This window comes from Pseudomonas sp. (genome assembly GCF_046581935.1).
GTDB lineage: Bacteria > Pseudomonadota > Gammaproteobacteria > Pseudomonadales > Pseudomonadaceae > Aquipseudomonas.
In genome coordinates this window covers 60366-76237 of sequence record NZ_JAYGFK010000019.1, presented here as the reverse complement: position 1 = coordinate 76237, position 15872 = coordinate 60366, and the positions used below count along the sequence as shown (strand labels likewise).

Genomic DNA, 15872 nt, shown 5'->3' with positions numbered 1-15872 from the left:
GTTCAGCGACCCAAGGCAGACGACTTATCGACTCTATTTCGTGTTACTTCTCCATACTTATTCGCCACGCTCACAAACGCGGCGAATGAAGTTGACGACAGGCTCGCTCACCGAACCATCGCCGGTTCCAAAGCTGTAGCCCTGAGAAAAATGGTTATGTTGCGCAATCACCAACAGTTCAGGCGAATAACCATGTTTGCTGACCAATCGCGCAAACAACTCTCCCGCCTGCACCTGCATTTGCAGCAAGTCCTGCTCGGTGTAACTGATCAACAAGGGGAATGGCTTGGCGCTGACATGATCGACCGTACTGGCCCAATCCCACTGCGCCCTGTCGGTGCCGAAGTAGGGTTCGTTGCGCGGATCCGGTGTGGCGATGCCGAATTGTGCGCGGGACATGCCTTCCAGGCGGGCGTTATACGGGCCGGACAGCAGTACCGCACCACGAATGCGCCAGCCGTCTGGTTGCAACTCGCTACGCAGCGCGGCGGCGGCAACATGAGCGGCACCGGCTGACTCACCCATCAACACCACACCATCCGGGTTGCCGCCGTAGGCGGCGCCGTGCTCCTGCACCCAGCGCCAGACCCCCACCACATCCTCGGGGCCACATGGCCACTGGCTTTCCGGCGCCAGCCGGTAGTTGGGCAATACGGTGACGAACCCCTGCTGCGCCAGATACCAGCCAATATTGGCTCGGTGCTCCTTGTTGCCGCGCACGAAACCACCGCCGTGCATGAACACCACCACGGGCCATCCCTGTTTCGGCGGCGCCTGCTCGGGCTGATAAACGTCAAGCCGATGCCGGGCGTGATCGCCATAGATCAGGTCGACATGGCAGCGCACGCCACTGCGATCCTGCTCTGCCAGCAACGGCTCGTAAAGCGCCGCGACTGCGGGCAAGTCGTTGCCGACTTGGCGCAGGCGCAGGGCCAGCTCGTCGGTCATGCCCATGCTTGCTGCTCCGGCGCCTTGTGAAACTTCCCATCTTTCATGATGGCCAGCAGGCGGGTCTTGTCCTGCAGGATGCGCACGTCTTCGGTCGGGTCGCCATCGACCAGCAGCAGGTCGGCCAGGAAGCCCTGACGCAACTGGCCCAGCTCATGGCTCATGCCCATAATCTCGCCGCCCAGGGCAGTGGCCGCATGCAGCACTTCGCCCGGGGTGTAGCCGAAGTGGCGAACCCAGAGTTCGAGATCACGCGCGTTACGCCCGTTGGGATTGAACGGGAAGCCGTAATCGCCACCGATCAGCAGGCGCAGGCCGCGCTTGCGCAGTTTGGGAATGAGCGCCTTCTGGGTTTCCAGAACGATGGCGGCATCTTCCTTCATGTGGGTCATGTCGAAGTGCGGTGGCGGTGTTGCATCCAACGTAGCCTGGACGATGCCAATGGTCGGTGCGATGAAGATTTCATCCTTCTTCGACTCGAGCAGGTCGAGCGCCTCTTCGTCAGCGTAGGTGCAGTGGTACAGCACGCGAAAGCCGGCGCGCACGCCCAGCTTCACGGCCTCGGCGGCGTGGGCATGGCCGGTCAGCCAGACGTTCGATTCGCGCGCCTGCTCACCGGCTGCCATCAGCTCTTCCGGGGTGTAGAGCAATTCATGGGAGGCGCCGGGTTTGAGCGCACTTTCCCCCGAGATAAGAAACTTCACGGCCTTGGCACCGAGCGCGGCACAGTCCTTGACGAAGGCGCGCATGCCGTCGGCACCGAGCTGGTGTTCTGCGACCTTGCCCGGATCCAGCTCGGTTTCGTTTGGCGGCTCGCGCTCAACCGAGGATGGAATCAAACGCGGCCCCGGCATGCCGCCGCTGAGGATCTGCTCATTGAGCTTGATCTCCAGCGTTTTGCTCAGCGCACCCGCCGAATAGACGCTGGTGAAACCATGGTCGAGCAGAATGCGCGCGTTGCGCGCCGTGGTCAGCGCCAGCTCCTCGGGCGGCAGATACATGCCAGGGACGAACTTCTCGACCGAGGTCGGCCAGGTCAGATGGCCGTGCGCCTCGGTCATGCCGGGCATCAGCACACGGTTCTGACAGTCGATGATGCGCGCGTCGCTGCGCGAGACGCTGGCAGGCGCTACGGCCACTTCGGTGATGCGGTTGCCTTCGACGCGCAACTCACCGGCGAAGGGCGGCTTGCCGCTGCCATCGAAGATACGTACATGGGTGAAAACAGTATTCATCAGGTGTCTTCCTTCTTGTTATGTCCGGACACAGAGGGCGGTGTAGTTGCTATCGGCGCTCGCACCGGCAGGCGCAGCGACGCTTGTGGTGACGGCCTGGCGGCGCGCGGGGTCGAGCAGAAAATGCGCCAGCGCAGGAATCAGGATCAGGGCACCGAGCATGTTCCAGACGAACATGAAGGCGAGTAGCAGGCCCATGTCGGCCTGGAACTTGATCGGGCTGAACACCCAGGTAATGACGCCGACAGCCAGGGTCAGGCCAGTCAACATCACCACCTTGCCGGTGAACAGCAGTGCGCTGTAATAGGCTTCCGACAAGCTCTTGCCCACGCGGATCTGCGCCAGGGTGACCGAGAGAATGTAGAGGGCGTAATCGATGCCGATGCCGACGCCCAGGGCGATCACCGGCAGCGTGGCGACCTTCACCCCCATACCCAGCCCGACCATCAGCGCCTCGGCTAGGATCGACGTCAGCACCAGCGGCAGTACTGCAACCACCACGGCGCGCCAGGAGCGGAAGGTGATGAAGCACAGCACCACGACAGCGCCGTAGACCAGGAACAGCATCTGCCGCCAGGCGTCCTTGACCACGATGTTGGTCGCGGCCTCGATACCGGCCGAGCCGGCCGCCAGCAGGAACTGCACGTCATCCGTGTTGTTCTCCTGAGCGAAGGACTCGACGTGATTGACCACCTGGGTCAGGGTGTCGGCCTTGTGGTCGCGCAGGTAGACGTACAGTGTCAGCAGGTCGCAGCTTTCGTTGTAGAGCCCGCGAGGCGCCCGGCCAGTGACCGTATTGAGCACCTGCTGGTTGGGCACGAAGGCGCCCCACTTCACGTTCGCTTCGTTCAGGCTGGAGAGCAGCCGACGGTTGAGCAGCGCCAGGCTGTTGGTGCTCTCCACACCATCGAGCTGGCGCAGTTCCCATTCCAGGGCATCAACCTTGTTCAGCGTGGCGTACTGGGCACACTGCCCCGCCGGCACCTTGACCATCACCGCCAGCACGTCGCTGGAGGCGCCGTAGGCCGCGTTCATGAACGCCATGTCGCGGTTGTAGCGGCTGTCCGGGCGCAGCTCGGGCGCACCCGGATCCAGGTCGCCGATCTTCAGATGGCCGCTGATCACCACGCCGCAGATGCCCATGACAATGCCGACCAGTACCGCTGCAGCGGCCCAGCGCCGACGGGTGAAGCAATCCAGCCAGGCCCAGAGCACGGGTTTCTTGGCACCGGCCAGCACGTCCATTTCGGCGCGCAGGCTGCGGCGCGCCGCCTTGGCGCTGACGCCTGTGTAAGAGAGCAGGATCGGCAGCAGGATCAGGTTGGTGAAGATCAGCACAGCGACGCCAATCGACGCAGCGATCGCCAACTCGCGAATCACCTGGATATCGATGGTCAGCAGCACGGCGAAGCCAACGGCGTCGGCCACCAGGGCCGTCAGCCCGGCGAGGAACAGACGGCGGAAGGTGAAGCGCGCAGCCACCAGCCGATCCAGCCCGCGCCCCACGTCCTGCATGATGCCGTTCATCTTCTGCGCGCCATGGCTCATGCCGATGGCGAAGACCAGAAAGGGCACCAGAATCGAGTAGGGGTCGAGCTGATAGCCCAGGGTTGGCAGCAAACCGAGCTGCCAGATCACGGCGATCAGCGAGGCCGTCACCACCAGCAGCGTCGAGCGCACGCAACGGGTGAACCAGAACACCATGGCCGCCGCGATGAGCACTGCCAGTGCAAAGAAGGCCAGCACGGCGCGCACGCCTTCGATCAGGTCACCCATGATCTTGCCGAAGCCGGTCACATGGATGCGTACACCTTCGGCCTCGTACTTGCTGCGCAGCGCCTCCAGTGCCTGGGAGAAGGCAGCGTAGTCCAGCGGCTGGCCCTCGGCGGTCTTCTCCAGCAGGGGCACGTAGATCACCGACGAAGTGCCGTCACGCGCAACCAGCTGGCCTATCTGCCCGGAACGCTGCACATTGGCTTCCACCTGGCGCAGGCTGGCGGCGCTGCCGTCGTAGTCCTGGGGCATCACCGGGCCACCCTCGAGGCCATCTTCGGTCACGCCGAACCAGCGCGTGCCACTGGTCCAGATCGAGCGCATGAAGGCCCGATCCACGCCCGGCAGGAGGAACAGCTCGTCATTGAGCTTGCGCAGCGTGTCCAGGTAATTCTTGTCGTAGATGACACCGTCCGGATTGGCCACCGCCACCCGCACGGCATTGCCCAAGCCGGTGAGCTCGCTCTTGTACTGCAGGTAATTCTGAATGTAGGGGTGCTGCGTCGGAATGGTTTTCTCGAAGCTGGCGTTTAATTGCAGCTTGGTGGCCTGCCAACCGAGCAGCAACGTCACCAGCGCACAGAACAGGACGACCAGTGCCCGATTGTTGAACAGCAGGCGTTCGATCAGCGAGCCGGAGCGCGGGTCGAAGTGCATGGCGTCCACAGGCGTCGTGCTTGGCCCAGAGATGTTCATTGTTTGACTCCTTGAGCCTTGGCAGGGACCGCTACCACCCCTGAAAGCGAAACGCCCAGCGCGGCGCCATCGTCGAGAACCAGCAGATCGTTCAGCGGGCGCAGACGGCTGCTGACCAGTTCGAGGCGATCACCGTCGAGCTTGAAGACCATCCCGGCGGCATTGGCCAACCAGACCGTTCCGGCGGCGTCGACCGAGGCGCAATTGAAGTTGGCAGAAACCTTGCCCGGCACCTCCAGCGCCTGCCAATGCTCACCACCATCGTGGCTCAGCAGCGCATTGCCGCGCAGGCCAGCGACGACGATGTCGCCATTGGGCGGCAGCGCAGCCGTGAAGAAGCTGCCCTCGTAGGGCACGTTCAACGCGCTGAAGGATTGACCGGCATCGGTGGAGTGCAGCACCAGGCCCTGCTCGGCGGCGATCAGGATTTCAGCGCCACGCCCGGCCAGCGCATAAAGATGCAGCGAGCCAGGGTTGTCGAGGCGGTCGGCGATGGGCAACCAGTGCTTGCCGCCATCTTCGGTGGCAAAGGCCAGGCCATAGGCACCGACGATCAGGCCATGTTGAGCATCCCGAAACAGCACATCCAGGAAGGGCTTGTCGGCGCCATCGGCCACCAACCACTCGGCGTTTTTCAGGGCCCGTTGATTGCCGCTGCGCTTGGCCGCCTCGAGCATCGAGCGCGCCACCTGCACCCCATCGAACTGCTTGCTCCAGGTCTGCCCGCCATCCTCGGTGGCCAGAACCACGCCCGAGTGGCCGACGGCCCAGCCACGGCGCTCGTCGACGAAGCTCAGAGCGGTCAGCTCGGTACTCACCGGCACCGGCGCCTGACGCCAGCTAGCGCCCTGATCATCGGAGAGAATGATGACGCCATGCTCACCGACAGCCACGATGCGCGAGCCGGCACGCTCCATATCGATCAGCGCCACCTGATCGGGCGCCTTGACACTCAGCGCAGCACGTTCGAGCGCCGGCCCGACCGGCGCCGCCAGCGCCGAATCGGCCAGTACGCAGAGCACCGCCAGCATGCCGACGCCACGGGCGAAGCGCGTTGCAAAGACCGCTTTCATAGCAACACTCCTGCTTCTCTCGCCGCTACCGCCTGCGCTTCGCGCTGCAGCATGCGTGTCCAGGCCGAATGCGCCTGCGCCCGTGCCTGCCATTCGCTCAGGGCCGGCCATTGGTCAATCTCGCAACCACCTTGCACTGCCCGCTGCACGCACCACAGCACAAACAGATCGGCCAAGGAGCAGCCCGCAGCGCACAACCACTGCCGACCGTCACTCAAGGTGCGCTCGACCAATTCAAGCTGATGGCTGAGGTCTGCCAGCGCAACCTGCCGAATAACGTCGTGCTGCGCGGCCTCGGAATGAATGCGGTCAGCCCTTCTGACGCGGAAGATGAGGGGATGCAAGGTGGCGCTGCACCAGGCCAGCCACGAGGTGGCAAGCGCCGTGTCGTAAGGGCTGCCGGCAGGCAGCAGAGCGGCCTGGGGATAGTTTTGATGAAGATACTGCGCAATCGCCAGCGTCTCGCTGAGCGCACCCTGGGCAGTGACCAGCAACGGCACCTGCTGCTTGGGGTTCAGCGCCAGGTAAGCCGGCTGCCGCTGTTCGTTCTGGGCAAGCAGGATCGGGTGTAGCGCATAGTCGGCGCCCACCCACTCGAGCGCCGCAATCGACACCCGCGAGCACGCACCCGGCGAAAAATACAGTTGATAGGCGCTGGTCATGCTTGCGCCCCATGATGATGGTTGCTGCAGGTATGAGGGCTGGCGCCAGCGCCATGCGGGAATGCGGCAAAACCGTCGCCTGCCTGGCAGTGCTGCAACGCTGTGGCACAGGCAAGCCCAGCAGGCAGTTCACTGGACTTCCGTTTGGCAATACGGTCAGCAGGGCACGCCAGCGCGTCATTGAGATGACACATCTGTTCTCTCCGGTGGTGGTCTTATCAGTCGCTCACCCTTGCGGTCGTGGCGACATTTTTATTGCTCCGTCGGCAGATTGAGTCTCGGGGCAGGGGGGAAATAAGACAAATGGATTTCATGCATAAACAGAATCCACCGCATGGATAGCAGGACGAATACACGGCCGGAACAGGCCTACCACCCGCCGGCCATTAGCCATATCTTGCTGATATATAAGAGAAAATTAATTTAATTCGGCCGCAGCAGATGCTTGGGCCAATGCCTGTCGTCGTCTTGGCATCACCCGACTCTCTGTTGACGGTGCCATGGGGCTGGATAATTCTGACGCCGCCGAAGGGCTCGCTCATCAACGCGCGCAGACCTCTAACAAGACATTCGCATAAGCGATGCACAAGAACGATTAGACAAGCCCAAACATGACCTATAAATCCAAGAACTCCGGGCACATCAGTGCGTGCGCCTTCCTCGTCCTGTTGCTGGTCATGTCCTTCAGCAGCCTGGCGAACGAATACGTCGGCAGTAACGCCTGCCAGTCCTGCCATGCCGAGGAGTACGAGGATTGGCGGCAAAGCCATCACTTCGCGGCGATTGCCAAGGCCAGCGACGAGACGGTCAAAGGCGACTTCAACGACAGCCGCTTCACCTACAACGGCATCACCTCGCGCTTCTACCGCAAGGATGGCGACTTCTACGTGCAGACCGACAACGCCGCTGGCGAGCTGGAAGCATTCAAGGTCACCCATACCTTCGGCACCTATCCACTGCAGCAATACCTCATCGACTTCCCCGACGGGCACAAGCAGGTGCTGGGCATCATCTGGGACACTCGCCCAAAAGAACAAGGCGGGCAGCGCTGGTATCACCTGTTTCCTGATTCGCCGAGCATGAACCATGGCGAACCGGCGGTGACCAGCAAGGACCCGCTGCACTGGACCGGCATCTACTTCAACTGGAACAGCCGCTGCGCCAGTTGCCACTCGACCAATCTGGAGAAGGGCTACAAGCTCTCAGATAATCTGTACGAAACGCGCTGGTCGGAGATCAGCGTGGGTTGCGAAGCCTGCCATGGCCCGGCCAGCGCCCACCTCGACTGGGTGCGCAAGCCACAAAAGAGCGCGCAGGCGCATGCCGGCTTCGGCGTCTCGCTGGTCAACCCCGGCATCTGGAAAGCGGTGCAGGAGATAGCCCAGGACAAGCCAAGCGTGGCCATGCTCAAGCACAGCGGGCCGCGCGCGGACGTGCAGATGCAGCAGTGTGCGAGCTGCCACTCGCGCCGCCTGGAAATCGGCCAGCCAGAGCCGCGCAGCAGCTACTACGACACCCACCAACTCAGCCTGCTCGAGCCGCCTCTCTATCATGCCGATGGGCAAGTCCGCGACGAGGTCTTCGAGTGGGGCTCGTTTATGCAGAGCAAGATGTACCAGGCGGGCGTGACCTGCACCAACTGCCATGCCCCCCACAGCAGCCAACTGAAAGCCGAAGGCAACGCCCTGTGCACGCAGTGCCACAACGCCGCCGTCTTTGACCGCCCCGAGCATCACCATCATCAACCCGCGAGCAACGGCAGTGCTTGCGTCAACTGCCACATGCCCAGCACCACCTTCATGGGTGTCGATGCGCGCCGGGATCACAGCTTTCGTATCCCCCGCCCCGAGCAATCCGCTGCCGTGGACGCACCCAATGTCTGCAATCAATGTCACACTGATCAGAATGCTGCTTGGGCGCAAGCACATATCGAAGGCTGGTTGAAACCCACCGGGCGCACACTGCCTGAACATCCGTTCGCCGAAGCCTTCCATGCCGCCGATAACGGCCGTACCGATGTCGGCCCGCAACTTCTGCGCATTGCACAGGATGAGTCCCTACCGGCGATTGCCCGAGGCAGTGCCATTCTTCGCCACGCGCCCTTCCATAACCAGCAAAGTGTGGAAGCGCTAGCGAAACTGCTGAGCAACCCTGAACCGCTGATTCGCCTGGGTGCACTGCGTTCGATGAACACCTTGCCGCTGCAGCTGAGGTATCAACTGCTCGCGCCCCACCTGGGTGAACAGGTGGTATCACTGCGCGTCGAGATGGCGCGCCTGCTGGCCGGTCTCGACACCACTCAGCTCGAGGCACGGCAACAGGCTCAATTGCAGCGCCTCTTCGACGACTTCATTCAGGCCGCCAACTACAACGCAGACATGCCCGAGAGCCTGATTTCATTGGGCCAGTTCCATGTCGACCGCAAGCAATACGACGCGGCCGAAACGGCACTCAAACAGGCAATAACCGTTGCCCCCCGGCACGAGAACGCCTTGCTGAACCTGGCAGACTTCTACAGACGCACCTCACGCGACGCCGCAGCCGCCCCGCTGCTTGAACGCGCCGTCGTCGCGGCGCCGAACTCAGCTGCAGCGCACTACGCCATGGGCTTGCTCCATGTTCGCCAAAAGGACTATGCGGCGGCTGCACAGGCGCTGCGTCAATCAACCGAGCTCTCCCCTGCGAATCCCCGCTATGCCTATACCTACGCGTTGTCCCTGGACAAGTTAGCGCGCACATCAGAGGCCGTGGAGTTTCTTCAGGAGTGGAGCAAAGCCTACGCACCCGACCCACAAGTAGACCAAGTACTCAAAGGGTTGTTAGCCAAGCAGAAAGAATGACCAGTTGTGGGTGGACTCCGCGGTGGCTGATATCAATTTTTCCTGCTCAGTTGCTGCTGGCCTACCCGACAACTTGCAGCAGTTCTGCCGGGGCGATATTGCCAATGGCGCTGCGGTGCAACTGCAGGAACACCTCGCGCCGCTCAATGACCCGCGCACAGACCACACCATGCCAAAGCAGCTGAGCCGGGCACGGGCCAAGGGTTATAGATCCAAGACCAAACAGGCGCTCTTGGCGCGCGAACAACAAGGGGTGAACTGGTCGTTCCTTGCCCTCTCCGCATCCGTGAGGAAGAAGTCACGATGATCCGGCTCTCCGTCTATCACTCGCGTGATGCAAGTACCACAGATGCCCTGCTCACAGGAAACGGGAACGATGACTCCGGCCGCATCAAGCGCCTGGGATACGGTTTGATCCGCTGGGACTTGAAGCACTAGCCCGGTGCTATGAATCCGCACCTCGAAGCTGCCGTCGCCAGCACTCACTTGCGGTGCCGCGGCGAAATACTCTCGATGCAGTCGAGTGCCCGCCCATCCCTGCTCTTTTGCGGTATCGAGCACGTGCCCCATGAACCCGCCTGGCCCACAGACATAGAGGTGGGTACCTTCGGCCTCAGCGGCTAGCAGCGTCGCCACATTCAGTTTTTGCTGCTCAGGGCCATCGTCAAAGTGGAAACGTACGCGGTCCGCGAAATCGCAGGCCTTGAGCCAATCGACGAAAGCCGCACGGTCGGCCGAACGCGCGCAGTAATGCAGCTCGAAGTCCTGCCCGCGCTGGGCCAGCTCCTGTGCCATGCACAGAATCGGTGTAATACCGATCCCGCCCGCAAACAGCAGACTCCGCTCCGCTCCGCTCTCTAGCGGGAACAGATTCTTCGGCTCGCTAATTTGCACGCGCATCCCGACGCGAAGATTCTCGTGCACCGCCCTCGACCCCCCACGGGACAACGGATCCTTCAGGACACCGATGCAGTAATGGCGTTGCTCGCCAGGTTGATTCCAGAGCGAGTACTGCCGAACAGGGCCGCCAGGCAGATGCACATCGACGTGGGCACCGGCCTCGACCGGGGGAAGCAATCCACCGTCAGCCCGAACAAACTCAAGAGTGATGATGTCTTGAGCAACCAGGCGCATCGCCGAAATGATCACCTCAATCATGTTGCACTCCTCACGATCAGCGCTGCGTTTGTGGCCGATTGCTCGGCGGCGAGAATCCGGTCAATGACACGCCGGGACTGAACCCCACCGGCATCGATGTTCAGTTTGAGCAACTGGCGCTCTGGGTAGGCCAGGAGATTGCGCTGCTGCTGCTCCAGCATGTCCAGGTCTTCGGCAAAGATCGCGCCCTGGCCTACACGGATGGTTTCAGTCAGCTCGGCATCTTGCGGACGGAAGTTGCGAGCCATGCCCCAGAAGTACCAAATCGAGGTCTCGCTTTCCGGAGTAATGAAATCGACCACAATGCTGCTCGCCTTGTGCTCCGCCGGTGCGTCGTACCCGCCCTTCCCTGCGTGAGCCACCCCGACCTCAATCAGCACATGGCTCGGGGGAGTGAAACGACAGATCTGCCAACGATCCACCGGCACGTCATCGGCCAGACCGTTGCCACGAAGCGCGGCGCGCCAGAAAGGCGGAGCCATGACGCCATCCATGAATCGACTGGTGACGACGTTATCTCCTTCGACGCGCGTGCTTACCGGGGCCTCATCAATTTCTTTCTGACCAATGCTGGAAGCATGCACGTAGGTCTCGTGGGTCAGATCCATGAGGTTGTCGACCATCAGTCGGTAGTCGCAGGCGATGTGATAAAGGCCGCCGCCATAGGCCCATTCTGGGTTGTTAGCCCATTCCAGATGGTGAATGAGAGAGGTGTCCGCCAGCGCGGGATCTCCCGGCCACACCCAGATGAAGCCATAGCGCTCTTCGACCGGATAACTCTTGATGCAGGGGAAACCCTGTACGCGCTGCCCGGGCATGGAGACCGTCTTACCGTCGCACCCCATCACCAGGCCGTGGTAGCCACAAACCAGTTGACCATCCTGAACGAACCCCAAAGACAGCGGCGCGCCGCGGTGCGGACAGAAATCCTCCACTGCGGCAACACGCCCTTCCGGCCCTCGATAGAAGGCAATCTTCTCGTTGCAGATCTGGCGGCCTAGCGGCTTATCCGCGATTTCATCCGGAGTGCAAGCGACATACCAGGTGTTTTTCGGAAACATGGCGCATTCCTCAATGGCGTTCTTGTTCTTGGGATCCAAAATTTGCATGCGAAGCCAAAATTCACTCTTATTTTGACTTTACGGGATCCAATATAAACTCACCCAACGAGGCTGCTCCAGTTGGACACGCCAGATCGGATCCAATTTCGTGCGGTAAACGCACACTCCATGTGAAGGCGCGTATTCATCAAGGCTTTTTCTTGGAAATTCCCTGCGAGTAAGATGCTGAAAACCCACCACTGGATCCAATCGGAGGCTAAAATGAGCGGGCCCGGGCAGCGAGTGCTCAATCTGCTGCGCAAAATGATTGTGGATGGCGAACTCCCGGCAGGAGAGCGCATCGCCGAAATCCCCACCGCCGAGCGCCTGGGGGTGTCGCGCACACCTATTCGCATTGCGTTCCGCGCGCTTGAGCAAGAGGGGTTGCTGATCCGCCAAGGCGCACGTGGTTATGCAGTGCGGCAAATGACTCCGAATGACCTGGCAGGTGCGGTAGAGGTTCGAGGCGTACTTGAAGGGCTAGCCGCAAGACAGGCTGCCGAGCGAGGGCTATCTCGCGAGACGCAAGAGATCCTCTTGCAGTGCTTGGCCCAGGGCGATGCCCTATTTGAGAAAGGCTATGTCAGCGAAGACGACCTTGCCGAGTACCACGACATTAACAAGCGCTTCCATCAAGCTATCGTGGATGCCAGCGGTAACGCTGCCATAGGTGAAGCATTGGCTCGAAACGAGCATCTGCCCTTTGCCTCAGTCAGTTCATTGGCCGTCGACGGCAACAACCTCACCCAAGAGTACCGGCGATTCAATTTTGCCAATATGCAGCATCATGCCGTGGTGGATGCCCTGATCAGTGGGCAAGGCGCTCGAGCGGAAGCCATCATGCGCGAGCATGCAAATGCCACGTTGCGTTACGCCCACCTGTTTGGCCCCCAACAAGACTCCGGCACTAGGAAGCTGAGGATCATCCAGTAACGCCCCCACCCGCTGTCGCTCAATCAGTTGAATATGGACGATAAAGGCCTTGTAACTGCGTTCTGTGGTGCTCGAATACAATGGCAATCACCGTATCCAGGATGACCGCGATGACCTGCTAAAAGAGTTTGACGGCTATCCAGGATGGTCGAAGCCTCGATACTGATACTTTCTAAACTAGGCAGCAGTAGATCCCCCCTAATCATCTTTTTCGACACCTGGCGACGCCCCTTCCATACGTCGCCCGTAGAACTCGACCCAGTCCACATCACCAAATTCCTTGCGCAGCAGCCCTTTCAAAAAGGCATGCCACTCACTCAGCGCCACGTCTTTTTCATCGAAGTAGGAATACCGGTCATAGATCGCGTCCACCGACAGGTCCTTGTGGTTGAGGATGCGACTGCGCACCTCCTTACCCAGGCCATGCTTTGACATGTGCGTAGTCGCGGTGCGGCGCAAATCGTGCACCGTAGGCCGCGGATAGCCGTCCGCGACACGCAACAGGCTCTCCTCTTCTACTCGCTCCGAATCTTTCACATAATCATCGTAGAAGCGGCGCATCGCGCGGTTGAGAGACGGTTGAGTCTGCGGCTTGGTAGGCCATCGCCCTGGAAACACATACTGCCCAGGGCCGGGCAGCGCTTTACTATCCAACCAGCGCTCAGGATCACTCGACATCACTTTCTGAATCTGCTGCTCGCGCAGATATTTCAGAATGCTCAACACATCGTCCGAGAGCGGAATGGCAATGGGGTTGTTGTTCTTCTCGAACTTGCCACTGCGATCCCAGATCCGGTCTTCGAGGTCAAAGTCGACCCAGCGCATGGCCACAATGCGCCCTGAGCGCTGCGCCAGCATCAGGCTCAGCAACAGAGCAAAGCGCGTATTGGTCGTCAGCGAGGCTCCAGCCAACTGATGCAGGAACCACACTAACTCGTGCCGATTGAGGCTACGCTCCCGAGGCGCTTCCTTTGCCACTTTCTTGATCTGCACTAGGGGTGTCGCGTCGAGAATCTCGCGCTCAACGCAAAAATTGAACATCTTGCGGATCACAGCCAGCAGGCGGTTGGCCTGCACCGGCGCGGTCTTGGCCTTTTCATCGAGCAACGCCACCACCTGCTTGCGCCTGACATCACCAATTTTGGTTCTACCCAGGTGAGGCACAAACTCAGTGCGCAGCATGCGTTCATCCTCACGCCACGATTTCTTATTAGTCCGGGCCCATTCCAGATAGCTTTCAACGGCCTCCTCAAAAGTCGGACTCGTACGATACTCGACCAACTCGACAATCTTCTTCTGTCCCGGATCGATGCCCTGCTTAAGTAGTTCGACAGCCTGCGCGGCCTTGGCGCGTGCCTCAGCGAGCGACAAGTCAGGGTAAGTACCCAGTGTCAGGCGACGAGGATGGTTATGAAAGCTGTAGAGCAAGATGAAACTTATGCATGTCTTGTTGACCCGCACCCCGAACGTACCGTGCCCAGGCATGGGTGGATCGAGGATATCAATACGCCCTTTTTTCGGGTCATACTTGAGCCGTTTTAGGGTGTGTTCGTTCATCGCGGTGCGCATCGTCATACCGAAATCCTGACCGTTTCCGGGGTAGGTTTGGGGTAGGATTATAGCGCCCGGGGTAGGAACGGGGTAGGTATTTGACTACTTATTGAACAGCGAGTATATTCGCCCCTGAAAGCCAGTAAAAACGTTAATAGCTAGATAATTCAGGCATTTAGAAAAAACGTTAAGCTGTGAATTCTGCTCATGCAGGCTGTGGATAATGTATGTGTGTCACTGACTTTTAATCAGTAGGTCCCGGGCTCGATTCCTGGTGCCGGCACCATATGAAATACCGAAAAGGCTCACCGCAAGGTGGGCCTTTTTCGTTTGTGCATCTACGCATCAGCTCGGCTCTCGCCAATTGGCGAGACCAAGACACCGCGCATCAAGCCGCGCTAAAGACTCGGACTCATGCACTGCCGGCAGCTTTCCTCTAGCGCAATTATGCGATTAGCTGAAAAAGCTAGCTCAAAGCCCTTGGCTTATACCTACTTAGGCACGCCAAGGTTTGAGCCAAGCAGCCAACGCCATGAGAACCAACGAAGAAACAAGGGTGCACAAGCCCAACTGCAGCCAGCCGGCGGTGAGCGGATATAGCCCTGCTGCCACGATGCCGAGCAATAAAAGACTCAGCAGCCATTGCCTAACCCAATCCACGCTCGCCAGCAGCCCCTGTCGCTGCATCAATAGCAAGCCGGTAACGACCACCCCAGCAAGCGCGGCTAGTGCTACACCGATCAAGCCAATGGCAAACGGCAGGCTGATCAGCAACAGCGCTGCACACAGGCTACCCAATAGCTCACAACGTAACGGCAAGCTGGTATCGCCAGCAGCGTAGGCATAGCGCGCGAGGAGTGCGTTCCAGGCACCAAAAACCAGAGGCACCGCAAACCAGGCCAGCAACAACGGCAGCGGACCACCTGCAACTTGCCCAGGAAGCAGCATCGCGACCAAGGTTGGACTAGCGCCCACCAAGCCTAGGGAAGCTGGCACGCTGAGGATAGTCGCGGCGGCCAAGCCTTGTTTCAGCAGCCCAAGACGCGCAGCCCCCTGCTGAGCACTCATCATGCCCAGTAAAACTTGGTTTAGATTCATCAAGGCAATCAGCGGCAGGTTTATCAACTTGCGTGCGAGATTGATCCAGGTAACCGCACCCTCTCCCAACATGCTCGCCACCATACGCTCTAAGAGCGCTAGCGCCTGGCTCGCGAGATTACTGCCAAGTAAAGGCCCGAGTTTGCTCAACAGTTCACGACCGGCACCGGCCTCGCCATTGCGGCTATAGGGACGCCAGCCAAGCCGCCAGACAGGGATCAGCAACGACAACGGCATCAGCAGACTACCGAGCACGCAGGCCAACGCCACATGCTGCGGCTGGCTGTTTGCCCCCGAAGCGCCCAAGTAAATAACCGCCGGCAGGTTGAACATCAGCGAACCAAGCCCAGCCAACACAAAGCGCTCGCGCGCCTGCAACGGAATGCTCAATAGCGCATGCAGCACGAAGCCTGGAGCACAGGCAGCGAGCAGGTACAGGTTACCGACCGCTTGGTCCCGAGCGACGTCGTCCAAACCAGGGCCAATCAGTCGCACCCAAAGCGGTGCGCCGACCGCAAACAAGCCGGCCAGCAACAGACTGCACGACAACAGCCAAGGACTGAGGCCATTCAACCAGTGCTGCTGGGCCATCTTGCTACGCTGACTGTAGAGCGGCAACGCTGCTGCAGCCAACAAACCACCGGCCATCGTCATGCGTAATGCTTCTGGCAGAAACAGGGCTACCAAGAAGGCATCGCTCCGGCCACCCGCCCCCCAGGCAGCCACCAATAGCCACTCGCGAGCAAAGCCTGCCGCAAGACCAACCAGCGTGGCCAACGTTAACCAGAGCGTGCTGTTGAACATA

Annotated in this window: 11 protein-coding genes and 1 tRNA gene; 3 read left to right on the top strand and 9 right to left on the bottom strand. The window is 60.4% G+C overall.

Going from position 1 to position 15872, the window contains the following annotated elements:
• Positions 1-57 precede the first annotated feature (57 nt).
• From VCA57_RS17175 to VCA57_RS17155, 5 genes are read right to left on the bottom strand one after another with little or no spacing between them, the layout of a single operon-like run.
• Entirely contained in the window at positions 58-954 is an 897-nt protein-coding gene (locus VCA57_RS17175) for an alpha/beta hydrolase (protein ID WP_411186290.1), read from the bottom strand.
• A complete protein-coding gene (locus VCA57_RS17170; protein WP_411186289.1) occupies positions 945-2183 on the bottom strand; it encodes an amidohydrolase family protein in 1239 nt (412 codons plus the stop codon). The genes VCA57_RS17175 and VCA57_RS17170 overlap by 10 nt, the downstream gene beginning before the upstream one ends.
• Before the next feature lie 18 nt (positions 2184-2201).
• On the bottom strand, positions 2202-4652 hold the full coding sequence (locus VCA57_RS17165; protein WP_411186288.1) for an efflux RND transporter permease subunit: 2451 nt from the start codon (positions 4650-4652) through the stop codon (positions 2202-2204).
• On the bottom strand, positions 4649-5725 hold the full coding sequence (locus VCA57_RS17160; protein ID WP_411186287.1) for a WD40/YVTN/BNR-like repeat-containing protein: 1077 nt from the start codon (positions 5723-5725) through the stop codon (positions 4649-4651). The genes VCA57_RS17165 and VCA57_RS17160 overlap by 4 nt, the downstream gene beginning before the upstream one ends.
• Positions 5722-6387: a glutathione S-transferase family protein gene (locus VCA57_RS17155; RefSeq protein ID WP_411186286.1), complete on the bottom strand. Its 666-nt coding sequence runs from the start codon at positions 6385-6387 to the stop codon at positions 5722-5724. Before VCA57_RS17155 ends, VCA57_RS17160 begins: the two co-directional genes overlap by 4 nt.
• Before the next feature lie 611 nt (positions 6388-6998).
• On the opposite strand from VCA57_RS17155, the gene VCA57_RS17150 reads away from it, so the two are divergent.
• Positions 6999-9227, top strand: coding sequence for a tetratricopeptide repeat protein (locus VCA57_RS17150; RefSeq protein ID WP_411186285.1), 2229 nt, complete (start codon positions 6999-7001; stop codon positions 9225-9227).
• 204 nt (positions 9228-9431) lie between these two features.
• Here the strand turns inward: VCA57_RS17150 and VCA57_RS17145 are convergent, their stop codons facing one another.
• Complete coding sequence (locus tag VCA57_RS17145; protein ID WP_411186284.1) at positions 9432-10385, bottom strand: PDR/VanB family oxidoreductase; 954 nt, start codon at positions 10383-10385, stop codon at positions 9432-9434.
• Positions 10382-11446, bottom strand: a complete 1065-nt coding sequence (locus tag VCA57_RS17140) for a Rieske 2Fe-2S domain-containing protein (RefSeq protein WP_411186479.1) — start codon at positions 11444-11446, stop codon at positions 10382-10384. The genes VCA57_RS17145 and VCA57_RS17140 overlap by 4 nt, the downstream gene beginning before the upstream one ends.
• Before the next feature lie 261 nt (positions 11447-11707).
• On the opposite strand from VCA57_RS17140, the gene VCA57_RS17135 reads away from it, so the two are divergent.
• Entirely contained in the window at positions 11708-12418 is a 711-nt protein-coding gene (locus VCA57_RS17135) for a GntR family transcriptional regulator (protein ID WP_411186283.1), read from the top strand.
• A gap of 198 nt (positions 12419-12616) precedes the next feature.
• Here VCA57_RS17135 and VCA57_RS17130 read toward each other — a convergent pair whose 3' ends face one another.
• Complete coding sequence (locus VCA57_RS17130; protein ID WP_411186282.1) at positions 12617-13993, bottom strand: tyrosine-type recombinase/integrase; 1377 nt, start codon at positions 13991-13993, stop codon at positions 12617-12619.
• A gap of 185 nt (positions 13994-14178) precedes the next feature.
• On the opposite strand from VCA57_RS17130, the gene VCA57_RS17125 reads away from it, so the two are divergent.
• A tRNA-Lys gene (locus VCA57_RS17125) sits at positions 14179-14255 on the top strand.
• A 209-nt stretch (positions 14256-14464) separates the two neighbouring features.
• On the opposite strand, the gene VCA57_RS17120 is transcribed toward VCA57_RS17125, so the two are convergent.
• The gene (locus VCA57_RS17120) at positions 14465-15871 is read right to left on the bottom strand and encodes a lipid II flippase MurJ (RefSeq protein WP_411186281.1); all 1407 of its coding nucleotides are present in this window, start codon (positions 15869-15871) and stop codon (positions 14465-14467) included.
• Position 15872 lies beyond the last annotated feature (1 nt).